Raw genomic sequence first — 23,920 nt, forward strand, 5'->3', positions numbered from 1 at the left:
CCTAAAGGGACTTCCTTCGGTCGCAGGGAGGGCCGGGGTGGGGTCGCTCTTTGCCGCAAGGTCAAAAGCCTTGCCCCCTCCCAACCTCCCTCTGCACGCAGGGGGAGGAGCCAGGAAGCCGAGCGTCTCCATCACGCCAGCGCCTGTTCGACGAGGGTGCCCTTGTCCAGATGCAGCGTGTGGCTGGCGTACTCGGCGGCCTTCGGATCGTGGGTGACCATCACGATGGTCTTGCCGTGCTCGCGGTTGAGTTGCTGCAGCAGGCCGAGTACGTCTTCGGCGGACTGGCGATCGAGGTCGCCGGTGGGTTCGTCGCAGACCAGCAGCTCCGGGTCGGAGACGATCGCGCGGGCGATCGCCACGCGCTGCTGCTGGCCGCCGGACAGTTCGCCCGGCTTGTGGCTGCCGCGATCGGCCAGGCCGACCAGTTGCAGCGCGATGGCCGCATTTTTCCTGCGCTGCGCCGCCGACAGCTTGGTCAGCAGCAGCGGCAGTTCCACGTTGCGCTGCGCCGACAGCATCGGCATCAGGTTGTAGAACTGGAACACGAAGCCCACGTTCGACGCGCGCCACTTCGCCAGCGCGCCGCCGCCCAACTGGTCGATGCGCTGGCCGCCCACGCTGATGCTGCCGGCGCTGGGCGCGTCCAGCCCGCCGATCAGGTTGAGCAAGGTGGTCTTGCCGGAGCCGGACGGCCCCATCAGCGCCAGGAAATCGCCTTCGGCAATGTCCAGGTTGACGTGGTGCAGCACTTCGACTTTCTGCCTGCCGCGCTCGTAGGTCTTGGCAAGGTCCTTGATCTCGATCAGCGTACCCATGGCAGTTCTCCGATGAACATGGATTTTCCGTAGGAGCCCGCTTGCGGGCGATGCTCTTGCCTTGATCTTCCATCCAAGGGCATCCAGAGCAGGAGCATCGCCCGCGAGCGGGCTCCTACGCGTGACGGGGTGGAGCGAATTACGGTTTCTTCATCTGGACGTCCGAACCATCTTTCAGTTCGGCCGGCGGCGACACCACCACGCTGTCGCCCGGCTTCACCGCGACCGGCAGCAGGCGCAAATCGCCATGGGCCTGCGCCGCGGGATTCACCGCGCGCTGGCGCACCCGGTTGCCGTCGAGCACGAACACCACGCTGCGGCCGTCGCGCTGCACGATGGCCGTGGCCGGCACCAGCACACCTTGCGGCACGCTGGCGGCGGCTTTCGGTTTTTCTTCCAGGAACGACACCCGCGCGCCCATGTCGGGCACCACACGGGCGTCTTTCTTTTCCAGCGCCACGCGCACCTTGATGGTGGCCTTGCCGCGGTCGGCGGTGGGCACGATGGCGACCACGTGGGCGGGGATCTTCCAGTCCGGGTAGGCGTCGAGGACCGCCTCGGCCGGCATGCCGGGCTTGATCCGGCCGATATAGGCCTCGTTGACGTCGACGTCGATCTCCAGCGAATCCATGTCGACGATGGTGCCCACGCCGGTGCGGGTGAAGCCGCCGCCGGCGGACAGCGGCGAGATGATCTCGCCGACCTGGGCGTCCTTGGTGGTGACCACGCCGCTGAACGGCGCGCGCACCACGCAGTAGTCGAAGTTGACCTGCGCCACCGCCGCCTGGGCGACGGCGGCCCTGGCCTGTTGCTGCTGCGCATTGAGCTGCGCGCGCAGGCTGTCGACCTGGGTGCGCGCCTGCTCGGCAGCCTGCTTCGACACCAGCCCGCGGGCGGCCAGCGATTCCAGCCGCGCGGCGTCGTGGATGCCCTGTGCCAGTTGCGACTGGACCTGTGCCACCTGCGCCTGCGCCGAATCGGCCTGCGCCTTCGCCGCAGCCAGGCCGGCCTTGAAACCGCTGTCGTCCAGCCGCGCCAGCACCTGGCCCTGGGTGACGTGGTCGCCCTCCTCGATCAGCACCGCGGTGAGCGTGCCGGTGATCTGCGCCGACACCGTGGCCCGGCGCCGCGCGGTGACGTAACCGGTCGCCTGCAACACCGCGCCCGCCTCGCTGCCGGCACTGGGCGCCACCGCGATGGCCGTCTGCACGGTCACCACGCGATGGCCGACGAACAGCCATGCGGCACCGCCGAGCACCAACAGCACCACCACGGCGACGGCGATCCACGGCCAGCGGCCCGGATGGCGCCCGTGGTCCTCGCGCTGGTGGCGCTCGATGCGCAGTTCCTTCAACAGTTCGGCGTTGCCCACATCCACTCCTGCTCAAACGGCCATGTTCAAGGTGACGGGGTGCATCATGGACGCCCGGCCGGCGCGCTGCCAGAGCATGGCATCAACCACCGGCGGTGACAGCTGTCATCCGCATCCCGTCGTCACCCCATGGATGACGAACGGGAACGCGCGGGATCGACACGTCGCGGCACGCCGCCGTTCGGCGTCTTGTTCCGGCCACGCCCGGCCAGGCTTTGCTACGCTTGCGGACATGAACTACGCCATCGCCCCGCCCGCCATCCCCAGCCTGCCGGTCTCCGGCTCCGACCGGCGCTTCCCGGTCCGCCGGGTGTTCTGCATCGGCCGCAACTACGCCGAGCACGCGCGCGAGATGGGCGCCACGGTGGACAGCTCCGCGCCGATGTTCTTCTGCAAGCCGGCCGACGCGGTGGTCGCCGACGGCGCCGACGTGCCGTACCCGCAGGCCACCGCCGACCTGCATCACGAGGTGGAGATGGTGGTGGCGCTGGGCACCGGCGGCCGTGATCTCGCCCCGGACGAAGCCGCCGCCCTGGTCTGGGGCTATGGCGTGGGGCTGGACCTGACTCGTCGCGACCTGCAGGCGCAGGCCAAGGCGAAAGGCCACCCGTGGGACGTGGCCAAAGGCTTCGACCACTCCGCCCCGGTCTCCGCGCTGCGCCCGGCCGGCGAAGTCGCCGTGGATGCGCAGACCGTGCTGCGGCTCAGCGTGAACGGCGAGCTGCGCCAGCAGAGCACGCTGGGCGAGATGGTGCACGACGTGCCGCACATCCTCGCGGCGCTGTCCACGCTGTTCGAGCTGAAGGCCGGCGACCTGGTCTTCACCGGCACACCGGCCGGCGTTGCTGCGTTGCAGCGCGGCGACCGCTTCCACGCCCAACTGGTGGGCGTGGCCGAACTGGACGGGCGCATCGTCTGACGCTTCCACGCCGTCTTCATCTGTGCGCACCTACGTTGTCGCGCTAAAGTCGTCCCGCCATCCGGCCCAACCAGAGGGAGTACCAGCAGCATGAGCATGCTCAGCGAGTTCAAGGCCTTCGCCATGCGCGGCAATGTCATCGACCTGGCGGTCGGTGTAGTCATTGGCGGCGCGTTCGGCAAGATCGTCACCTCCCTGGTCGACCAGATCATCATGCCGCCGATCGGCTGGCTCACCGGCGGCATCGACTTCTCCGCCATGAAGTGGGTGCTCAAGCCCGGCGACGACAGCGATCCGAAGCACAAGATCGCCGAAGTGGCGGTCCAGTATGGCGCCTTCATCAACACGCTGATCCAGTTCATCATCATCGCGTTCGCGATCTTCATGGTGGTCAAGGCGATCAACAAGCTCAGCCGCAAGGAAGAGGCGGCACCCGCCGCGCCCCCCGCCGACGTGGCCCTGCTCACCGAAATCCGCGATTTGCTGAAGAACAAGCCATAGTTCGTGTAGGAGCGCACCCTGTGCGCGATGCCCTTGGCTCACATCGACATCAGAGCATCGCGCACAGGGTGCGCTCCTACAGATACATGCGGCCATCCATGACTTCTGGCCTAAGCGGCAACGGGCAACAACGCCATAATCGGGGTTTCCTCCGCGGAGTCCCCCGATGCGCCGTCTTTCCCTCACTCTGCTTGCTGCCGGCCTGCTGGCCAGCGGCATCGCCAGCGCCGCCAACACCACGATTCCCGCCACGGCCGTAAAGACGGCCGAACAGCTGCGCGACAAGGCGCTGCACGACGACACTGCGTACAAGGTCACCGCCTCGCTGACCACCGAGGTCGGCGCCCGCCTGGCCGGCAGCCCGAACGACCAGCGCGCGCGCGACTGGGCCGTGGCGAAGTTCAAGGAGCTCGGCTACGACAAGGTCTACACCGAAGCGGTGACCTACCCGCTGTGGGAACGCCGCAGCGAGCACGCCGCGATCGTGGCGCCGTTCCCGCAGCCGTTGACGCTGACCGCGCTGGGCTATTCGGCCGGCACGCCGAAGGGCGGGCTGACCGCCGAGGTGGTGAAGTTCGACACGCTGGACGCGCTGAAGGCGGCCGACCCGGCCGGCATCAAGGGCAAGATCGTCTACGTCGGCTACCGCATGGAACGCGCGAAGGACGGCCACGGCTACGGCATGGGCTCGGCCGTGCGCACGATGGGCGCCGTGATCGCCCAGGCCAAGGGCGCCGCCGGCTACCTGCTGCGCTCGGCCGGTACCGACGCGCACCAGCGCGCCGCGCATACCGGCGTCACCGGCTTCCGCGACCCGGCCAAGGCGATCCCCGCCGCCGCGCTGACCAATCCCGATGCCGACCAGCTCGAACGCGTGCTGGCCTACGGCAAGCCAGTCACCTTGAAACTCGACCTCGACTGCGGCGTGACCGGCGAATACACCGGCGCCAACGTGATCGGCGAGATCACCGGCCGCAGGCATCCCGACCAGGTGGTGGCGATCGGCGGCCACCTCGACTCGTGGGACCCGGGCACCGGTGCAATCGACGACGGCGCCGGCGTGGCGATCGCGATGGCGGCCGGCAAGCTGATCCGCGACCTGCCGCAGCGGCCGGACCGCACGATCCGGGTGATCGCGTTCGCCAACGAGGAGATGGGCCTGTGGGGCGGCCGCGCCTACGCCGACAAGCATGGCGCCGAGGTGGCGAAGTTCCAGCTCGGCACCGAGTCCGACTTCGGCGCCGGCAAGATCTGGCGCATGAGCGCCAGCGTGAAGCCCGCGGCGCGCGATGCGATCGGCCAGATCGCCAGGGTGCTGGAGCCGGTCGGCGTGGCCTACGACGCCACCCGTCCCGGCGGCGGCGGTTCGGACCTGTCGCAGATGCACGCCAAGGGCATGGCCGCGCTGTCGCTGACCCAGGACGGCACGAAATACTTCGACTGGCACCACACCCCGAACGACACGCTGGACAAGATCGACCCCGCCGAGCTGGCGCAAAACGTGGCGGTGTACGCGGCGTTCTCGTACATGGCCGCGCAGGCGAATGGCGACTTCGGCTCCGCGCCGGGTGCGTTCGCGAAGGATGGCGCCGGCGAGTAATCCCGCCTTGCTCCCTCCCCTGCGAATGCAGGGGAGGGTTGTGACCGAAGGGAATCCCTTGCGGAGAGTGGGGTCGCTCTTCGCTGCAAGATCAAGAGCGAACCCCCTCCTACCTCCCCCTGCAAGCAGGGGGAGGAACCAAGCGCTACTTCGCGTAATACGACCCCGACGCCACCAGCGGCTCGGGGATGCAGAACGTCTTCGGCATCACGGCGATCGCGACCGGCACCAGCACTTCCTTCTCCACGCCGCCCACGCTGGCGCAGGAAGCGTCCGGCGGCAGCCGGTAGTGGATGATGCGCACGGTGTACTGCGGGCAGACGTCGGCGCAGGGGAATTCGGCGACCACCGGCACGCCGCGGTAGCGGCCCGCGTCCACCGTGCTATTCATCAGCGCGGCCTTGTCCCATGGCCTGCCGGCCCAGGCCTGCAGCGCCGCGGCATCCATTTGCGCTGGCATGCCGGCGCAGGCAGCGGCGCCGATGGCCATCCCGGCGACGGCGACGAATACGCTGACGACCGATACCAGGCTGCGCATGTCCGCTCCCTCGACGACGGAGCGGCCAGCCTAGCCGCCGTCGGGCGGACGCGGCAAGCTACTGCACCGGCAGCACCCTGCCCGACCGCTGGAAGCGCCGCTGCAGCCGGTCCATGGCGAGGTAGATCACCGGCGTCAGGTACAGCGTGAGCACCTGCGAGAACACCAGGCCGCCGACCACGGCCAGGCCCAGCGAACGGCGCACCTCGGCGCCGGCGCCGATGCCCAGCGCGATCGGCAGGGTGCCGGCGAAGGCGGCCATGGTGGTCATCATGATCGGGCGGAAGCGCACGCGGCAGGCATCGGCGATCGCCTGCGCCGGCGACATGCCTTCCTCGCGCTACCGCTCCAGCGCGAAGTCGATCAGCATGATCGCGTTCTTCTTGACGATGCCGATCAGCATCACGATGCCGACGAAGGCGAACAGGTCCAGCGAGGCGTGGAAGATCGCCAGGGTCAACAGCGCGCCCACCGCCGCCGCCGGCAGGCCGGACAGGATCGTCAGCGGGTGGATGAAGCTCTCGTACAGGATGCCCAGCACCAGGTAGATCACGAACACCGCCAGCAGCAACAGCATGCCCATGCCCTGCATGGACTGCTGGAACGCCTGCGCGGTGCCCTGCACGCTGCCGCTGATGGTCGCCGGCAGGCCCAGCTTGCCCATCACGCCGGTGATGCTGGTCACCGCGTCGCTGAGCGGCACGCCGGGCGCCAGGTTGAACGACACCGTCACCGCCGGCAGCTGGCCCTGGTGGTTCACCGTCAGCGCCTGCGGCTCGCGGGCGAAACTGGCCACCGCGCTGAGCGGCACCAGGCTGCCGCTGTTCGAGGTGACGTACAGCTGCGACAGCACCGCGGGGTCGTCCTGCAGCTTGCGCTCGACCTGCAGGATCACCCAGTACTGCGTGGCCGAACCGTAGATGGTGGAAATCTGGTTCTGGCCGAAGCCGATGCCCAGCGCGGCCTGCACCTGCGCCATGGTGAGGCCGAGCGGAGCCAGCCTGGCGCGGTCCACCTTGACCATGATCGAGGGGCTGTTGAGGTCGAGGTCGCTGGTGACGTCCTCGAAGCCCGGCAGCGCGGCGAACGCCCGGGTCACCTTGCCGCTCCATTCGTACAGCTGATCGAGGTTCACCGACTGCAGCGTGTACTGGTACTGCGCCTTGGACTGGCGCCCGCCGATCTGGATCGCCGGCGCGTTCTGGATGTAGCTGCGGATGCCCGCCACCGTGGCCAGCTTCGGCCGCAGCTCCTGGATGATGCCGTCCGGACCGAGCTTGCGTTCATGTGCCGGCTTCAGCAGCAGCAGGATCGAGCCATTGTTGATCGTGCTGCGCGCACCGCCGGCGCCCACGGTGGACATGTAGCCGGCGATGTTCGGATCCTTCGCCACGATGTCGACCAGCTGCTGCTGGCGCGCCAGCATGCCGTCGAACGACACGTCCTCCGGTCCTTCGGTATTGATCCGCAGCTGGCCGTTGTCGCCGGCCGGGATGAAATCCTTCGGCGCCACGTAAAACAGCAGCGCGGTGGCCAGCAGGCTCAGGCCGAAACCGGCCAGCACCAGGCGCGGGCGCTCCATGCACCAGCGAAGGCTGTCGGCGTAACCACGCTGCACGGCGCCGAAGCCGCGGTCGAAGCCGGCGATCAGCCAGTTCTTCCTGCTCTGGTCAGGGCCGTCGTGGTCGTGCGCCTTGACGAAGCGGCTGCAGAGCATCGGCGTCAGCGTGATCGCGACGATGCCGGAGATCAGGATCGCCACGCTGATCACCACCGCGAACTCGTGGAACAGCCGGCCCACGATGCCGCCCATGAACATCACCGGGATGAACACCGCGATCAGCGACAAGGTCATCGAGAAGATGGTGAAGCCGACCTCGCCGGCGCCCTGCAGCGCCGCCTCGTACGGCGGCACGCCCGCTTCCATGTGGCGCACGATGTTCTCCAGCATCACGATCGCGTCATCCACCACGAAGCCGACGGCCAGGGTCAGCGCCAGCAGCGAGAGGTTGTCCAGGCTGTAGCCCAGCGCGTACATCACGCCGAACGTGCCCAGCACCGAGATCGGCAGCGCCACCGCCGGGATCAGCGTGGCGGACAGGTTGCCGAGGAACAGGTAGATCACGAACACCACCAGCGCGCCGGCCAGCAGCAGGGTGAACTGCACGTCGTCGACCGAGTCGCGGATCGACTGCGAGCGGTCGTACAGCGTGTCCAGCGTGATCGACGGCGGCAGCCCGGCGCGGAAGCTGGGCAGCACCGCCTTGATCCGGTCCACCGTGGCCACCGTGTTCGCACCCGGCTGGCGCTGGATCGCCAGCACGATCGCCTGCTTGCCGTTGTACGAGCTGACGCGCTGGTCGTCCTGCACGCTGTCGCGCGCCCGGCCGATGTCGCCCACGTGCACCGGCGCGCCATTGCGGTACGCGACCACCACGTCGTTGTAGGCGGCCGCGCGCAGCAGCTGGCCGTCGCTGCGGATCGGCAGCTGCTGGCGCTTGCCGTAGAGCGAGCCGGTGGAGTGGTTGACGTTGGCGTCGGCGATGGCGTTCTGTACCTGGTCGATGCCGATGCCGGCAGCGGCCAGCCGATCCGGGTCCACGCTGATCCGCACCGCGTATTTCTGCGAGCCGTACACGTTCACCTGGGCCACGCCGTCGATCATCGACAGCTGCTGCGCCAGCTCGGTCTCGGCGTACTCGTCGACCTGGGTCAGCGGCAGCGTCGACGAGCTCATCGCCAGGTACAGGATCGCCGCGTCGGCCGGGTTGACCTTGCGGAACGTGGGTGGCGTGGTCATCTCCTTCGGCAGCTGGCGCAGCGCCGAGGAGATCGCCGACTGCACGTCCTGCGCCGCCGCGTCGATGTTGCGGTCCAGCGCGAAGCTCAGCGTGATCGAGGTGGAGCCCAGCGCGCTGGTCGAGCTCATCGAGCTGATCCCGGCGATCGTCGACAGCCGGCCCTCCAGCGGCGTGGCCACCGCCGAGGCCATCGTCTCCGGCGAGGCGCCCGGGAGATTCGCGCTGATGCTGATGGTGGGAAAGTCGACGTTCGGCAGCTCGTTCACCGGCAGCTGCGGATAGGCGATGAGGCCGAACACCAGCAGCGCCGTCATCAGCAGCGTGGTCATCACCGGGCGGCGGATGCAGAGCTCGGGGATGTTCATCGGCGCGGAGCCTGCCTGACGGTGACGGTGCTGCCGTCGACCAGCAGCATCTGGCCTTCGGTGACCACCTGCTCGCCGGCCTGCAGGCCCTTGTCGATGACGGTGCGCCCGGCGCTGGTCGGGCCGGGAGTGACGTAGCGCTGCTGCACCTTGCCGTCGGCACCGAGCACGAACACGAAACTGCCGCTGCTGGAACTCTGCAGCGCATGCACCGGCACGCTGACCGCGTCGGCGAGGCGCGTGGTGGGCAGCACCACCTGCACGAACTGGCCCGGGGTGAGCCGGTGCCCGGCGTTGTCGAAGCGCGCCTTCAGCACGATGGTGCCGGTGGTGGCGTCGACCGCGTTGTCGATGAACTCCAGCGTGCCGGTGAGTGGTGCCGCGCGGTCACCGGAAACCGCCACCTGCACGGCGAGCGCGCCCTGCCGCTGCGCGGCGCGCACGGCGGGCAGGCTGTCCTCGGGGATGTTGAACGCCACGCGCACCGGCTCGACCTGGTTGAGCACCACGATGTCGGTGCTGTCGGCGCTGATCTGCGCGCCCGGCCATGCCAGCGGCGCGCCGGCGATGCCGTCGAACGGGGCGACGATGCGCGCGTAGTCGAGCTGGGTCTGCGCCAGCTCCTGCGCCGCCCGGTCGCTCTGCAGGGTGGCGCGGGCCACCGCCAGGTTGGCCTGGTACAGGTCGTAGTCCGCCTTCGAGACGAAGCCCCTGGCCAGCATGTCGGCGTAGCGCCGCTGGTCGGCCTGCGCCTTCTGCAGCAGCGCCTGGTCGCGCGCCACGCTGCCGCGCGCCTGGTCCAGCTGCGCTTGCAGCAACCGCGGGTCGATCTGCGCCAGCACGCTGCCCTTGCGCACCAGTGCGCCGGGCGTGAACGACAGCGACTGGAGCTGGCCGGAGACCCGCGCACGCAGGCTCACCGTCGACCACGCCTCGACCCGGCCGACCAGCTTCAGCGAAAGCTCGACGTCGCCCCGGGTGGCGCTGGCCACCTCGACCGGCACCGCCGCTGGCGCCCTGGCGGCCTTGCCGCTGTCGCCGGTGCCGCGGCCGAAGTGCAGGGCCAGGGCGACCGCCAGCAGGACGGCCAGCACCAGGACGATTTTTTTCCGGGACATGCGCGGGGGTTGCTCGATCTTCGCGCCACGCACGGTGGCAATGGCGGGGTTCTGGTGCGGCAAGAGGCGCCACGGGCGCCGACGACGATGCATCAGTTTTGTTACAACGCGTGCGGCGGCCGCGGGTTGACCCGCCGCAGGCCACGCCGGCCCCCTACTATGCTGCGGATCGTGCCGCGGATGACCCCGACCAATGGCACTGGCCGGCACGCCACGGGCACGGATCAGGGACTGCCGCTGTCGCCCTGCTCCAGCGCCTGCAGGTTGTCCTTGATCCGGCCGATCACCGCCAGCGCCTGCTGCAGTTCGTCGTGGCCGATGCCGCGGGTGGCGTCCTTGCGCAGCTCGCGCGCGATGAGCTCCATGTCGCCCACGATCACCCGCGCCTGCTCGGTGACGTACAGCCGCCAGGCGCGGCGGTCCTTCGGGTCGGGCCGGCGCTCGACGAAGCCGGCCGTCTGCAGCCGGTCGATCACCCGGCCCACCGCGATCGGCTCCATTTCCAGGAACTCGGCCAGCTCGGTTTGCCGCAGGCCCTCGCGGTGGTACAACACCTTGGTCGCGCGCCATTGCGCGCGGGTCAGCCCGAATTTCACCGCGCGCCGGTCGAAGTGCTTGCGGAACAGCAAGGTCACGTCGCTGAGCAGGTAGCCGAAGGAGATGTCTTCCGTTTTCGCCATGGTCCGTTGCCACTCCGCCGCGCCCGAATGCCCGCCCGAAGCATAAGCCAAGCCGTCAGCTCCCGCGAAGCCATGCCTATCCGGATCATCCACGCCGACATCACCCGCCTGCCCGTGGACGCCATCGTCAATGCGGCCAATCCCGGCTTGCTCGGCGGCGGCGGCGTGGACGGCGCGATCCACCGCGCGGCCGGGCCGGCCCTGCTGCAGGCCTGCCGGGCGTTGCCCGAATCCGCCCCCGGCGTGCGCTGCCTCACCGGCGAGGCGCGCATCACGCCCGGCTTCGCGCTGCCCGCACGCTGGGTGATCCACACGGTGGGGCCGGTCTGGCGCGGCGGCGACAAAGGCGAGGCCGAACTGCTGGCGCGCTGCCATCGCAACGCGCTGCGCCTGCTGCGCGAACGCCGGCTGGGCAGCATCGCGTTCCCGGCGATCAGCTGCGGCGTCTACGGCTACCCCGCCGAGCAGGCCGCCGCCGTGGCCACAGCCACCCTGCGCGACGAGCTGGCCCGCGAGGACAGCATCGAGGTGACGCTGTGCTGCTTCAGCGATGCCATGCGCGCGGTGTTCCAGCGCGCGCTGGCGCCGTAGGGCGGGTACAGCCCGCCGGCTTCCCACCGAGCGGGCGCAGAGCGGCGGGCAGTGCCCGCCCTACGGCGCGAGCCGTTCAATGCAGCTTGAACGGATACAGCGGCGGTAGGCCAGTGTCCTCGCCGGTCGCCTCCGCGGCACGCCAGGCGAAGCCGCGCTTGAAGGCCTGCGCCAGGTTCGTCCCGGTATTCGCCCCACTGTCCGGCGACGGCGTTCCGGCGTAGTGGCGTTGCTGCAGGGCGGCGATCGCACCGCGCTGCGCCGCGTCGTCGAGTGCTGCCGACAGCTCACCCAGATGCTGGATCATCGGCCGCTCCGCACGCGCCCAGGCCAGCAGGGTGCGTACCTGCGCGGCAGGGTCGTTGCCGCGCGCCACGGCGAGGAAGGCCAGCCGGCCGCTGCGTGCCGAAGGGCGCGCCGCTACCGGCGCCGGCATCGGCGATGCGCGCCGGCGACGCCACCACCACCAGGCCAGCACACTGAGCAGCCACAGGCCGAAACTGGCCAGCGCGATCCGACGCCATGGCGTGGCCGGCATCGCGGCCGTCGCGGTCAACGCCGGAACCTCGCCGTGTGCGGCCGGGGCCGTCGCGGCGGGCGATGCGGCGGCGGTACCGACCGCCGGCAGCACGGTGACGGTGTGCGCGGGGATCTGCGCCACCTCCATCCGGTCGGTCAGCACGTTCCACCACTTCAGCGTGGTGGCGGGGATGGTCAGCGTGCCGGCGCGCTCGGGCACGACCGCGAACGCCTGCTGGCGCCGGCCGGTGATCCACTGGCCGTCCTGGCGGTTGCCGGTGACCGGCTTGTCCGGGTACACGGTGGCGCCATCCAGCGGCGGCAGGCTCAGCGCCGGCAGCGCCTCGTACGACAGGCCGGTGGCCTGCAGGTCCATGGTGAGGTTGAGCGGCTGGCCGACCCGCGGCGGCGCATCCTGCGCGGTGGGCCAGCCGTCCAGGCCCAGGCTCAGCTGGCGCGCCGGCAGCCACGCGCTGGCGCCCCAGCCGGCCGGCGCCGGTTTCACCTCGATCGTCTGCGCCGGCGCGCTGGCGCTGACCGGAACGGTGGCGCCGAAGAAGCTGCTCGGGTCACGCGGATCGGCCGCCTCGCCCTGGAAATCCATTGCAGGGATCTCGATCCTGCCGGCATGCTGGGGGATCAGCGCGTAGCGCAGCTCCAGCACGTGATAGCTGCGGCCGCCGCGCACGGTGTCGTAGTTGAGGCCCTTGCCGAGCGGGCTGACCTCCACGCCATCGATCTGCGGCATGTCCGGCGCGTCGCCGCCGATGCGGCCGGCGTAGTACAGCCGCACCGCATACGTCAGCTGCTGGCCGACGTAGCCTTGCGCCGGCTCGACCTGCGACTCCATGAAGACGTCCTGGTGCGTCGCCGCGGCCGCAGCCGGATCCGGCGCGGCCACCTCGAGCTGCAGCGGCGCAGTGCGGCCACCGGCCACGCTCAGCGCGGGGATCTGCAGCGTACCGGTGTGGCGCGGGCGCAGCGCCACGCCGAAGACCAGCGCGGAGCTGGCCCTGCCGTTGATCACGCTGAGGCTGCTGTTCTGCGAGGTGCTCAGCACCTGGAAATCCGGCGCCAGGGCGCGCAGGTCGGGCGTGGCGACGTCGCCGGTGTCGCCGTCCACGCGCACGTTCAGCGTCACCGTCTCGCCCAGCTGCACGTGGTCGCGATCCAGCGTGGCGGTCACCTCGGCGGCGCCGGCCAGCGCGGGAATCCAGGCCAGCATCAGCAGACAGCTGCACACGACACGTCGGAGCTTCACGGCTGTTGATCCTCGCTCGGTGCGCCACCGTGGCGCTGCTGGTATTCCAGTTCGAACTTGCGCCGCAGCAGGGCGCCGGGATCGTCCGGCACGCGCTGCAGGGCGTGGCGCAGGTCGGCCGGCAGCTTCGCCTGCGGATCGTCCTCGGCCGGCGCGCCGAGCTGGTGCTCCGACGGGCGCTCGCCCGGCCTGGCCAGCGCCGCGTCCATCTGCCGCTTCAGCGCCTGCCGGGCCTGCTCCGCCTGCGCCCGCTGCTCGGCCTGCTGCTGCGCGGTCTGCGGCGCGGGCTGGTCGGCGCCGCCCGACTCCGACTTGCCCTGCCGCGATTCATCCTTGCCGGAGGGATCCTGCGATTGCGACTTGCCGTCCTGGCCCGACTGGCCGGACGGCTCGGCGTTCTCCGCTGCGGATGACGGGTTCTTCGCATCCTGCTTGCCGGTCTTGCCCTGCTCGCCCGGCGACGATGCGTTCTTCTGGCCGTCGTGGCCCTCGTGCTGCTTCTGGTCCGACGGCTGCGGGTGCTGCCGGCGCAGCCAGTCCTCGACCGCCTGGCGGTTCGCCCTGGCGTCGGCATTGGCCGGGTCGAGTTGCAAGGCGTGGCCGTAGGCGGCGATCGCCTGCGGGTACGCGCCCTGTTTCGCCAGCGTGTTGCCCAGGTTGTACGCCGCATCGCTGCCGGGCGCCTGCGGCAGTGCCTGCGCCGCCGCGGCGTAGTCGCCGGCGCGATACGCGGCGGCGCCGCGCCAGGCGGGATCGCGCGCAAGCTGCTGCGCGCGCTTCGCGTTGCCATGGCGCAATGCCTGCGCGGCCTGCTGGTCGGGTCGTTGCCACAGGTCCTGCCAAGTGGTGGCCGACGCCGTGCCCGGCAACAAAGGCAGCAGCACCCATGGCAGCAACAGCAGCCAGCCGCGGCGGAACGCCAGCGCCACCAGCGGCAGCAGCGGCAGCAGCAGCCAGGCGCCGCGATCCTGCCACTGGTCGCCATGCTGGCCGTCCGCCAGGGTCGCCTTCGCGCTGCGCAGTTGCGCGTGCAGCGCGTCGATATCGCCCCGGTCCGTCGTCATCGCCACGTAGCGACCGCCGCCGGCCGCCGCCAGCGCCGCCAGCGCCGCGTCGTCGCGGCGGGCCAGCAGCATGCCGCCCTGCGCATCGCGCAGGAAGCCGCCGTCGGGCATGGGTACCGGCCCGCCCTGCGGCGTGCCCACGCCGAGCACGGAGACCTGCACGCCGGCCGCACGTGCCTTGCGCGCGGCCGCGTCGGCGGCCGCATCGGCCTGGTCGGTGATCAGCACCAGCGAACCGCCGCCGGCCTTGCCGTCACGGACCAGCGCCGCACCGCGCTCGATCGCCGCCGCCGCGTTGTCGCCATCCACCGGCATGGTGTCCGGCGCCATCGCGTCGAGCAGGTCATCGAGGCTGTTCGCATCGGCAGTCAGTGGCGCCACCACGAACGCTTCGCCGGCGTAGCCGACCAGGGCGTTGAGGCCGTCCTGGTTGGCGTGCAGCAGGTCGCGCGCCTTGTAGCGCGCACGATCGAGCCGGCTCGGCGCCACGTCGCGCGCCAGCATGTGCTGCGACAGCGAGATCGCCACCACCTGCGCGGCACGACTGGCGTACAGCGGCTGCTCGACGCGGCTCCAGGCCGGCCCGGCCAGGGCCAGCGCGCACAGCGTCCAGCCCAGCGCGAACAGCCAGAGCGGCAGGCTGCGCCTGCCCTCCCGGCCGCTCAGCAGGTGCGGCAGCAGCTCGGCGTCGACCAGCCGCGATAATTCGAGCTGCGCCGTGCTGCGCCGCGTGCCCAGCCAGCCGAGCAGCGGCAGCGCGAGCAAGGCGGCCAGCCACCACGGCCGCAGGAAATGGAACTGCTGCAGCAACTCGCTCATGCCGGCAGCCCCCGCGCGCGCGCGAAGCGGCGCGGCACGATCGCCAGCAGCAGCAGCGCGATCGCCGCGAGCAGCGGCCAGCGGAACAGCTCGTGGCGCGGGCGCAGGCTGGGGCCGCGCTGCGGCATCGGTTCCAGCGCGTCGATCGCGCGGTAGGCCTCGGCCAGCTCGCCGCTGTCGGTGGCGCGGAAGAAGCGCCCGCCGGTCTGCGTGGCGATGTCGGTGAGCATGCCGGCATCGAGGTCGGCAGAAGGATTGACCAGCTGGCTGCCGAAGAAACCGGGGATGCGCATGCGCGTGGCGCCGATGCCGATGGTGTAGATGCGCACGCCGGCGGCCTTCGCCGCACGCGCCGCATCGCGCGGCGAGATGCTGCCGGCATTGTTGACGCCATCGGTGAGCAGCACCAGCACGCGCGCCTGCTCGGGCAGCGTGGCCAGCCGCTTCACCGCCACCGCAATGGCGTCGCCGATCGCCGTCTCGGTGCCGGCCAGCCCCACCGCCGCGCCCTGCAGTTGCGCGCGCACGGCGCCGAGGTCGTAGGTCAGCGGCGTCACCAGGAAGGCCTGGCTGCCGAACAGGACCAGGCCCATCTCGTCGCCGCCGCGGCGATCGATGAAGTCGCCGGCGATCGCCTCCACCGCACCGAAGCGGCTGACCGGTTGCCCGGCCAGCTGCATGTCCTCGGTGCGCATGCTGCCGGACAGGTCCACCGCCAGCATCAGCCCGCGCCCGCTGCGCTGCTGCGTCTGCGGCGGCCCGATCCACTGCGGTCGCGCCGCCGCGGCCAGCAGGCACAGCCAGGCCAGCGCCAGCAGCCACGGCGTGGCGCCATGCGCGCGGTTGCCGGCGACGACGGCCAGCCGCACGCCAGGCTGCGGCAGGCGCAGCGCCTGCCCCGGCGCGGCCGGGCGCAGCCAGCGCCGCAGCAGCCACGGCAGCGGCAGCAGCACGATCACCCACGGCCAGGCGAACTCAGGCATCGGCATGCTCCGTCGCGGACGGTTTCCAGCTCGCTGGTTTCAACGCCAGCCGCAGCCACGTCCGCACGGCCGCCACGCTGGCTGCATGGTCGAACGATGCGGGGAGTCGATAGATCCGCTGGTCCAGCGCCAGCAGTTGCTGCAGCGTGGCGGCGTCGACCGGCACCCGCGCCAGCGTCTGCCGCCAGGCGTCGCCGCGTTGCCGCGCAGCCTGCGCGTCATGCTGGCGCGCCACGCGACGCAGCAACTGGTGCAAATCGCTCGCCAACGCGAGCCCATCGCCATCGCGCCGGTGCTGCCCGGCGATCCGCTCGAGTTCGTCCAGCACCTGCCGGTGCCGGTGCAACACACGGCGCCGCCGGCGCCACCACCCGATGCCGAGCAACGACAATGCCAGCAGCAGCACCGCCAGCATCCACCAGCCCGGTGCCGGCGGCCACCAGGACGGCGCGGGCGGCAGGTGGATCTCGCGCAGCTGCGGGCCGGGCGATGGCACGGGCGGCGGCATCATCGCGCTGTTCTCCGCGCACCGAGCAGGCTGCTGACCGCATCGAACGCATCGGCAGCGGTGTCGATGCTGTTCCAGCGCAGGCCCAGCGATTGCGCCAGCTCGCCCAGCCGCGCCGGGCCGGCGCCCAGCGCCTGCCGGAAGTCGCTGCGTTGGCGTTCGGACTGCAGCAGTACTTCGCAGCGCTCGCCGGCGTGTTCGAACGGGTAGCGCCCCGGCGGCGCCGGCGCCAGTTCGAGCGGATCGGCCACCACCAGCACGCTGACGCCGGCGTGTCGGCCCAGGTCGAGCAGGCGCTGCCGGGCCAGCGCGTCGCCGCTGAAGCCGTCGCTGACCAGCAGCACGCGGCTGGCGCCGTGCAGCACGCGGCTGGCGCGGGCCAGGGCGTCGGACAACGGCTCGACCCGGTCGGACACCGGCTGCGCATCCCATTCGGCCAGCGCGCCGCACACCGCCAGCGCGCCGCGCGGCCCGGCCTGCGGCCGCAGCAGTGGGTCGCCGTGGCCGAACGCCATCACCCCGACCCGCTCGCCGGCGCGCACCGCGTACCACGCGGCGGCGGCGGCGGCGCGCGCCGCCTGCACCGACTTGAAGCGCACGCGGGTACCGAAGCGCATGCTGGCGTGGGTGTCGAGCAGGATCAGCAGGCAGCCTTCGCGGTCCTCCTGGAACAGCTTGGTGTGCAGCTTGCCGCTGCGCGCGGTGAGCCGCCAGTCGAGCCGGCGCACGTCGTCGCCGGCCTGGTACACGCGCGACTCGGCGTAGTCCATGCCGCGGCCGTACAGACGGCTGGACTGCTGGCCGCTGCGCGCGGCGCGGCTGAGCAGCGGCGCCATGCGCGCGCGACCGACCCGCGCGCGCAGCGCCAGCAGCTCGGACAAGGCGACCCGGCTGCGGCCATCGCCCTCCGCACGGTGTGACGCGGCAACGTTCACGGCAGCGGCACGAGATCCAGCAGGCGGGCTATCACCTGGTCCGGACGCACGCCCTCGGCTTCCGCCTCGTAGCTGAGCAGCACGCGATGGCGCAGCACCTCGTGGGCGATCGCGTGCACGTCCTCGGGCAATACGTAGTCGCGCCCCGCCAGCCACGCCTGCGCGCGCGAGCAGCGGTCCAGCGCGATGGTGGCGCGCGGGCTGCCGCCCCAGGCGATCCAGCGCTTCAGCTCGGGCCCGTAGCGGCCGGCATCGCGGGTGGCCAGCACCAGCTGGGTCAGGTATTCCTCCAGCGCCGGCGCCATGTGCACCGCCATCGCCGCATCGCGCGCGGCGAACACGTCGGCCTGGCTCAACAAGGCCGGCGGTGCGGCGACTGGATGGGCGCGACGGCTGGCCTGCTCGCGCGCCAGCTTGAGGATCGCCAGTTCGGCGGCGGCATCCGGATAGCCGATCGTCACGTGCATCAGGAAACGATCGAGCTGGGCTTCCGGCAGGGTGAACGTGCCCTCCTGCTCGATCGGGTTCTGCGTGGCCATCACCATGAACAGTTCGGGCAGCGGCCAGGTGCGGCGGCCAACGGTGATCTGTTGCTCGGCCATCGCCTCCAGCAGCGCCGACTGCACCTTGGCCGGCGCACGGTTGATCTCGTCGGCGAGGATGATGTTGTGGAACAGCGGGCCGCGCTCGAACTCGAAGCTGCCCGACTGCGGACGGAACACGTCGGTGCCGGTGAGGTCGGCCGGCAGCAGGTCGGGGGTGAACTGCACGCGGTGGAAATCCGCCTCGATCCGCGCCGCCAGCGCCTTCACCGCGGTGGTCTTGGCCAGGCCGGGGGCGCCCTCGACCAGCAGGTGGCCGTCGGCCAGCAAGGCCACCAGCAGGCAGTCGATCAGGTGCGGCTGGCCGATGATGCATTGCTGCAGGTCGCCGCGCAGCTGCACGAACGACTGCTGCAGGCGGGTCGGCGGGTGGGTTTCGGGCATGTCCATGTAGGGTTCCGTGCTTGGCGTGACAACGGCATGGCCTCGCGTGCATAGCAGGTAGTTGCGGGGCCGGGCGGCGTGCTACAGACCATCGCCGGCGCCGGAAGTTTAGTCCGCCCGGCACCGCCCCGTCGGACGACGCAAAAAAAGAGGCGGCCGAAGCCGCCTCTTTCGATGCATGCGCGCCGGGCCTATTGCAACGAGGCGCTGAGGATGCGCGGCGTCACGAAGATCAACAGCTCGGCCTTGGTGTTCGTCCGCGAGGTCTTGCGGAACAGCACGCCGACGCCGGGGATGTCGCCCAGGCCGGGCACCTTGGTCATCGTGTTGGCCTTGTTGATCTCGTAGATGCCGCCCAGCACTACCGTCTGCCCGTTGTCGACCAGCACCGAGGTGTTGATCTCGCGGGTGTCGATGGTCGGGATCTTGCCGCTGCCCGGTGCGTCGACGTAGCCGGCGAGCGCATCCTTCTTGACGTTGATCATCAGGTAGACGCGGTTGTCGGCGGTGATCGTCGGGGTCACCTTCAGTTCCAGCACGGCGTCCTTGAACTGCACCGTGGCGGTGCCGCTGCCGGCGCCGCTGCCCGCGCTGTTCTGGAACGTGACGTAGCCGATTTCCTGGCCCTGGCGGATCACGGCTTCCTGCTGGTTCGCGGTGATCACCCGCGGGCTGGAGATCACCTCGCCGCGACCCTCGGTCTGCGCGGCGGAGAGCTCCAGGTCGATCGCGTAGTTGGCGCCGAGGATGGCCAGGCCGAAGGTTCCGGCCGCCGGGCTGACCGGCAGGTTCACGTTGAGGCCGCCGCTGGTCACGTTGCCGCCGCCGAGGCCCGCGGTCAGGGCCGGCGTCGCCGCGGCGGCGTTCTGGAACTGGGTGTTGTTCACCCGGCCGGTGACGCCGAACTTCGTGCCCAGCTCGCGGGTGAAGTCGTCGGAGGCGACCACGATGCGCGACTCGATCAGCACCTGCTGCACCGGCTTGTCCAGCACGGCGATCAGTTCACGCAGCTGCTTGATCTTCTCCGGCGTGTCGTTGAGCAGCAGCGTATTGGTGCGCGTGTCGAACGACACGCTGCCGCGCGGCGACAGGAAGCCGCGTTGGGTGCTGGCGCCGCCGCCGGCGCCGCCGCCGCCCTGCATGCTGCCGCTGGTCAGCAGCTTGGCGATGTCCGCCGCCTTGCCGTAGCTGATCGGCACGTAGTCGGTGACCAGTTCGGCGGTGTCCTGCGCCTTCAGCTTGGCGTCGGCCACGTCCTGCTCGTACTTGGCCAGCTCGGCCTGCGGCGCGACCCACACCACGTTGCCGTTGCGGCGCTTGTCCAGGCTCTTGGCGCGCAGGATCACGTCCAGCGCCTGATCCCACGGCACGTTGACCAGGCGCAGCGTGACGCTGCCGCCGACGCTGTCGGAAGCGACCAGGTTGAGGCCGGAGATGTCGGCGATCAGCTGCAGCGCCGAGCGCACCGGGATGTCCTGGAAGTTGAAGGTGACGCGCTTGCCGTTGTAGTTCGGCTCCTGGGTGAGCCGAGCCAGGCGATCGGCCGGCTTGTCCTCGGCCCTCTTCGGCGCCACTTCCACCACGTACTGGTTGGCGGTCTGGTAGGCGGAGGTCTCGACGTTGCCCTTGACCGCGATTTCCATGCGTGCGCCGCCGCCGGCGCCGGCGTGGGTGACGATGGACTGCACCGGCGTGGCGAAGTCCATCGTATCCAGGCGCTGGGCCAGGTTGGCCGGCAGGCTCGCATGGTCGATGGTGACCAGCACCTTGTCGCCCTTGCGGGTCATGTCGGCGTTCGCGCCGCTGCCGCTGAAGTCGATCAGCACGCGGCCTTCGCCGTTCGGACCGCGACGGAAGTCGATGTTGGAGATGGCCGGGCCGTTCGAGGCCGAAGGCAGCGCCTTGGTCGGATCGATCGTGGACGCAGTGGTGACGGCCTGGTTCGCGCTGCCGTTGTCGACCGTCAGCACCAGGCTGTTGCCATCGACCCGCGAGCGGTAGCTCGACTCGCGCATCAGCTCGACCACCACGCGGGTGCGGCCGCCGGCCGACACCGCGGACACGCCGGAGGTCGAGCCCTTGCCGATGTCCAGGTGCCGCGGCGCCGCGTTGTCGGTGTCGGAGAAATCGACCGCGATGCGCGGTGGGTTGTTCGTGGTGAAGATCTTCGGCTGCGGCACCGGGCCGCCGCCGAAGTCCATGCGCAACTCGACGCCGCCGCCGGGCAGCGCGTCGTAGCTGATGTTCTTCAGCGTGGTGGTGGCGGCCACCGCGACGCTGGCCCAGGCGGCGCCGACGATCAGCAGGCACATCGACAAGTAACGGCACGCATGGCGCATGACACGGCCCCGGACGGATTGGATATGGTTGGTCATTGCATCAGCCCCTGTGTTTCCTATTTCGCGTCGAGCGCGATGCTGGCGGGACGTTCCATCCAGCCACCATTACCGTTGGACACCAGCTCGACCAGGTCGATGTGGTCTTCGCTGATTGCCGTGATGTGCCCGTAGTTCTGGCCCATGTACTCGTTGACATGGACACGGTGGATCACGCCACCCGGATCCTTGACCAGCACTTCCATGCCCACACCGGTACCGACGGTGCCGACCATCTTCAGGCTGTCCAGCGCGAACAGTTCCAGCGGCTGCTTGGCCCGGTTGGCATCCGGACGCGGGCCGCTGGCGGCGTTGCTGTTGTTGTCCAGTTCGGCCGTGCTCGGGCTGAACGGATCACGCCGGTCCTGGTCGTTGTAGGTGAAGGTCTCGAAGGTCTTGATCACCGGCAGCGGCTGGATCGGCGCGCCCTTCTTGGCCTTTTCCTGCGCCACCCAGGCGCGCAGGTCGGACATGCCGCGGGTGCAGCCGGCCAGCACCAGCGCGGCACCCAGCAGCAGCGCCAGTCGCAGGATCCGGGCGGGTTTGATGGCAGCAGACTTCTTCATCACTTCGCCCCCCCGGCCTTCTTGCCCTTGCTCGCGGCGGCGCTCTCTTCGTCATCCAGGTAGCGGTAGGTCTTCACGGTGCCCTGCAGTACCAGCTGGCCGCTCGCGGTACCGTCCTTGCCCGGCGACTTCGGTGTCAGCGAGACATCGTGCAGGGTCAGGATCACCACCCGCGGCAGCGACGCCACGCCGCTGATGAACGTGCCGAACTGGTGGTAGGTGCCGGTGAAGCGCAACGCGATCGGCTTCTCCGCGTAGAAGTCCTTCGGCGTCTCCGGACCGGGCTGGAACAGGTCGCTCTCCAGGCCAGCCGCCTGCGCGGTCTGCGAGATGTCGATCAGCAGCTCGGGCATCTCGGTCTTGCTGGGCAGCTGGCGCAGCAGTTGGCGCAGCATGTCCTGCATCTCGTCGAGCTGCTGCTGCAGCGCTTCGAGGTTGACCGACTTCGCCTGCTTGGTGGAGAACTCCTGCTTGAGCTGGTCTTCCTTGCCGGCCAGGGCCTTCAGGCTGTCCTGCTGGCCGCTGACGAAGAAATACCAGCCGACCAGCAGCACGGCGCCGAGCAGCAGCGCGGTGAAGAAGATCTTGACCGATTGCGGCCAGCCACCGACGTTGTTGCGGTCGAGGTTCCGGATATCGTGGAGGAAACTCATGATCCGGCACCTCCCTTGGCGGCGGCCGCACTCACCGGCTTGGCTTCCGTCGCGGGCGCCGCCGTCGTGGCCGGCTTCGCCGGCGCGACGACGGCCTTCGCCGCTGCGGCGACCGAGGCCGGCACCGCGGGAGCCGCGCCGGAACTGCTGCCGGCCGGCAGCACCGGGGCCTTGCCGGCGTCGTTCTCGTCGGCCTTCGGCTTGTTCAGCAATACGTTCAGGCCGAACACGTACGGCATGCGGCTGCCGTTATGGGTGTTTTCGGTCTTGCGCAGGTCGGCATGCCCCATCCACGGCGAGCCCTCGATGTTGCGCATGTATTCGGCGACGCTGGCGTTGGACTGGGCCACGCCGTCGAGCGACATCGACTGGCCGTTCTGCTTCAGTCCGCTCAGCCGGGCGCTGGCCGGGATCGTCTTCACCAGCTCGTCGAACAGGTGCACCATCTGCGAGCGGTCGGCCTGCAGCTGCTCGATGATCTGCTTGCGCGCCAGCAGGTGCTCGCGCACCTTTTCCAGATCCTTGATCTTCGCGATGCGCACGTCGAGCTGCTTGATCTCGGTCTGCAGGTACGTGTTGCGCTCGTTCTGGTTGTCGATGCGCTGGTCCATCCAGAAGATCCACAGCAGCAGCACGCCAAGGCCCACCACGAAGGCGGCGGCGAGCTGCATGTAGAACTCGCGCTCGCGCTGCTTGCGGCGCTCGGCGCGCCACGGAAGTAGATTGACGTGTGCCATCAGTCGAAGCTCCTCAAGGCGAGGCCGACCGCAATCATCAATGCGGGGGCGTCCTGCGCCAGCGACTGTGCCTGTACCCGTGGCGACAGCGACATGCGGGCCAGCGGATTGGCGACGATGCAGGACACGCCGAGCTGCTCCTCCAGCATCGGGCCGAGCCCCTCGATCGAGGCGCAACCACCGGCCAGTACCACCTGGTCAACCTTGCTGAATTCGCTGCCGGCGAAGAAGAACTGCAGCAGGCGGCTGATCTGCTGGATCAGCGATTCCTTGAACGGCTCCAGCGCCTCGGTCTCGTAGGACTCAGGCAGGCCGCCCTTGCGCTTGGCGCGGCCGGCCTCCTCGTAGGAGAGCCCGAAGCGGCGCATGATCTCGTCGGTGAGCTGCTTGCCGCCGAAGACCTGCTCGCGCAAGTAGATCGTGCGCTGGTTGCGCAGCACCGACAGCGTGGTCATGGTGGCGCCGATGTCGACCACCGCCACCAGCGCGTCGCGGCCCACGTTGAGCTGGTCGGCGATCATCGCGAAGGCGTTCTCCATCGCGAACGCCTCGACGTCGACCACCGAGGCGGCGAGTCCGCCCAGGTCCAGCGCGGCCACGCGCATGTCGACGTTCTCGGTGCGCGAGGCGGCCAGCAGCACGTTGTTCATGTCGGGGCTGTCGCGTACCGGGCCGAGCACCTCGAAATCGAGGCTGATCTCGTCGATCGGGTACGGGATGTACTGGTTCGCCTCGACCTGGATCTGGCCTTCCAGGTCGTCCTCGGAAAGATCGGCGCTCATCGGGATGACGCGGGTGATCACGGCCGACCCGGCCACCGCTGCCGCCGCATGCTTGAGCTTGGATCCCGAGCGCGCCAGCGCGCGGCGGATCGCGTCACCGACCGCCTCGACCTCGACGATGTTCTTCTCGACCACGGCATTGGGCGGCAGCGGTTCGACCGCGTAATGCTCCACGCGATAACGGCCGCCCGCCTGACTGAGCTGCAGCAGCTTGACGGCAGTCGAACTAATGTCGACACCCATCAACGCCGGCTTCTTCGGTGTAAAGAGCCCCACGGTGTTTCCCCCTTGCCGCTGACGCCCATGGCCAGGATCCTGGCGGGGTGCGCAATGGCATTAAATCTAAAAATTGACGCAATGGCAACGGCCTACAGGAACTTTCTCAAGTAATTGGCGTGATGTCGGCCACATTTGCGCCATCGGCCCTGC

At 69.9% G+C, this 23,920-nt stretch carries 20 protein-coding genes and 1 pseudogene; 4 read left to right on the forward strand and 17 right to left on the reverse strand.

What is annotated here, in order from left to right:
• Positions 1-131: 131 nt before the first annotated feature.
• Positions 132-818 carry an ABC transporter ATP-binding protein gene (locus tag AC3WRN_RS01200; protein WP_492621547.1) on the reverse strand — a complete coding sequence of 229 codons (687 nt, stop codon included), beginning with the start codon at positions 816-818 and terminating at the stop codon, positions 132-134.
• A gap of 139 nt (positions 819-957) precedes the next feature.
• Positions 958-2,196: an efflux RND transporter periplasmic adaptor subunit gene (locus tag AC3WRN_RS01205; RefSeq protein WP_492621548.1), complete on the reverse strand. Its 1,239-nt coding sequence runs from the start codon at positions 2,194-2,196 to the stop codon at positions 958-960.
• Between the two features lie 226 nt (positions 2,197-2,422).
• Between AC3WRN_RS01205 and AC3WRN_RS01210 the strand changes: the two genes are divergently transcribed.
• The 3 genes from AC3WRN_RS01210 (at position 2,423) to AC3WRN_RS01220 (ending at position 5,210) form a co-directional block, all read left to right on the forward strand.
• Complete coding sequence (locus tag AC3WRN_RS01210; RefSeq protein WP_492621549.1) at positions 2,423-3,109, forward strand: fumarylacetoacetate hydrolase family protein; 687 nt, start codon at positions 2,423-2,425, stop codon at positions 3,107-3,109.
• A gap of 90 nt (positions 3,110-3,199) precedes the next feature.
• Positions 3,200-3,610 (forward strand): large-conductance mechanosensitive channel protein MscL, encoded by a 411-nt coding sequence (gene mscL, locus AC3WRN_RS01215; protein ID WP_492621550.1) that lies wholly within the window; start codon positions 3,200-3,202, stop codon positions 3,608-3,610.
• 166 nt (positions 3,611-3,776) lie between these two features.
• A complete protein-coding gene (locus tag AC3WRN_RS01220) occupies positions 3,777-5,210 on the forward strand; it encodes a M20/M25/M40 family metallo-hydrolase (protein ID WP_492621551.1) in 1,434 nt (477 codons plus the stop codon).
• Between the two features lie 145 nt (positions 5,211-5,355).
• Here AC3WRN_RS01220 and AC3WRN_RS01225 read toward each other — a convergent pair whose 3' ends face one another.
• The 4 genes and pseudogenes from AC3WRN_RS01225 to AC3WRN_RS01240 all read right to left on the reverse strand — a co-directional run bounded on the left by AC3WRN_RS01225 (position 5,356) and on the right by AC3WRN_RS01240 (position 10,712).
• Positions 5,356-5,748, reverse strand: coding sequence for a hypothetical protein (locus AC3WRN_RS01225; protein WP_492621552.1), 393 nt, complete (start codon positions 5,746-5,748; stop codon positions 5,356-5,358).
• A 58-nt stretch (positions 5,749-5,806) separates the two neighbouring features.
• Positions 5,807-8,914 (reverse strand): annotated as a pseudogene (locus AC3WRN_RS01230) (efflux RND transporter permease subunit).
• The gene (locus tag AC3WRN_RS01235) at positions 8,911-10,032 is read right to left on the reverse strand and encodes an efflux RND transporter periplasmic adaptor subunit (protein ID WP_492621553.1); all 1,122 of its coding nucleotides are present in this window, start codon (positions 10,030-10,032) and stop codon (positions 8,911-8,913) included. Before AC3WRN_RS01235 ends, AC3WRN_RS01230 begins: the two are co-directional and overlap by 4 nt.
• Positions 10,033-10,256: 224 nt before the next feature.
• Complete coding sequence (locus AC3WRN_RS01240) at positions 10,257-10,712, reverse strand: MarR family winged helix-turn-helix transcriptional regulator (RefSeq protein WP_492621554.1); 456 nt, start codon at positions 10,710-10,712, stop codon at positions 10,257-10,259.
• Between the two features lie 72 nt (positions 10,713-10,784).
• On the opposite strand from AC3WRN_RS01240, the gene AC3WRN_RS01245 reads away from it, so the two are divergent.
• Positions 10,785-11,303: an O-acetyl-ADP-ribose deacetylase gene (locus tag AC3WRN_RS01245; RefSeq protein WP_492621555.1), complete on the forward strand. Its 519-nt coding sequence runs from the start codon at positions 10,785-10,787 to the stop codon at positions 11,301-11,303.
• 76 nt (positions 11,304-11,379) lie between these two features.
• Here AC3WRN_RS01245 and AC3WRN_RS01250 read toward each other — a convergent pair whose 3' ends face one another.
• From AC3WRN_RS01250 to AC3WRN_RS01300, 11 genes are all read right to left on the reverse strand, one after another.
• Positions 11,380-13,083 (reverse strand): BatD family protein, encoded by a 1,704-nt coding sequence (locus tag AC3WRN_RS01250; protein ID WP_492621556.1) that lies wholly within the window; start codon positions 13,081-13,083, stop codon positions 11,380-11,382.
• Positions 13,080-14,966, reverse strand: coding sequence for a VWA domain-containing protein (locus tag AC3WRN_RS01255; protein ID WP_492621557.1), 1,887 nt, complete (start codon positions 14,964-14,966; stop codon positions 13,080-13,082). Before AC3WRN_RS01255 ends, AC3WRN_RS01250 begins: the two co-directional genes overlap by 4 nt.
• Positions 14,963-15,949, reverse strand: a complete 987-nt coding sequence (locus AC3WRN_RS01260; protein ID WP_492621558.1) for a VWA domain-containing protein — start codon at positions 15,947-15,949, stop codon at positions 14,963-14,965. Before AC3WRN_RS01260 ends, AC3WRN_RS01255 begins: the two co-directional genes overlap by 4 nt.
• Positions 15,942-16,460: a DUF4381 family protein gene (locus tag AC3WRN_RS01265; RefSeq protein WP_492621559.1), complete on the reverse strand. Its 519-nt coding sequence runs from the start codon at positions 16,458-16,460 to the stop codon at positions 15,942-15,944. Before AC3WRN_RS01265 ends, AC3WRN_RS01260 begins: the two co-directional genes overlap by 8 nt.
• Entirely contained in the window at positions 16,457-17,392 is a 936-nt protein-coding gene (locus tag AC3WRN_RS01270; protein ID WP_068092644.1) for a DUF58 domain-containing protein, read from the reverse strand. Before AC3WRN_RS01270 ends, AC3WRN_RS01265 begins: the two co-directional genes overlap by 4 nt.
• Positions 17,389-18,384 (reverse strand): AAA family ATPase, encoded by a 996-nt coding sequence (locus AC3WRN_RS01275; protein ID WP_492621560.1) that lies wholly within the window; start codon positions 18,382-18,384, stop codon positions 17,389-17,391. Before AC3WRN_RS01275 ends, AC3WRN_RS01270 begins: the two co-directional genes overlap by 4 nt.
• Before the next feature lie 185 nt (positions 18,385-18,569).
• Complete coding sequence (locus tag AC3WRN_RS01280) at positions 18,570-20,717, reverse strand: type IV pilus secretin PilQ (protein ID WP_492621561.1); 2,148 nt, start codon at positions 20,715-20,717, stop codon at positions 18,570-18,572.
• Positions 20,718-20,773: 56 nt separating this feature from the next.
• Positions 20,774-21,319 (reverse strand): pilus assembly protein PilP, encoded by a 546-nt coding sequence (locus tag AC3WRN_RS01285; RefSeq protein ID WP_492621562.1) that lies wholly within the window; start codon positions 21,317-21,319, stop codon positions 20,774-20,776.
• A complete protein-coding gene (locus tag AC3WRN_RS01290; protein WP_068092630.1) occupies positions 21,319-21,972 on the reverse strand; it encodes a type IV pilus inner membrane component PilO in 654 nt (217 codons plus the stop codon). The genes AC3WRN_RS01285 and AC3WRN_RS01290 overlap by 1 nt, the downstream gene beginning before the upstream one ends.
• Positions 21,969-22,709 (reverse strand): PilN domain-containing protein, encoded by a 741-nt coding sequence (locus AC3WRN_RS01295; protein ID WP_492621563.1) that lies wholly within the window; start codon positions 22,707-22,709, stop codon positions 21,969-21,971. The genes AC3WRN_RS01290 and AC3WRN_RS01295 overlap by 4 nt, the downstream gene beginning before the upstream one ends.
• Entirely contained in the window at positions 22,709-23,734 is a 1,026-nt protein-coding gene (locus AC3WRN_RS01300) for a pilus assembly protein PilM (RefSeq protein ID WP_492621564.1), read from the reverse strand. The genes AC3WRN_RS01295 and AC3WRN_RS01300 overlap by 1 nt, the downstream gene beginning before the upstream one ends.
• Positions 23,735-23,920 lie beyond the last annotated feature (186 nt).

The sequence above is a fragment of the Rhodanobacter sp. FW101-FHT13A11 genome (genome assembly GCF_058790335.1).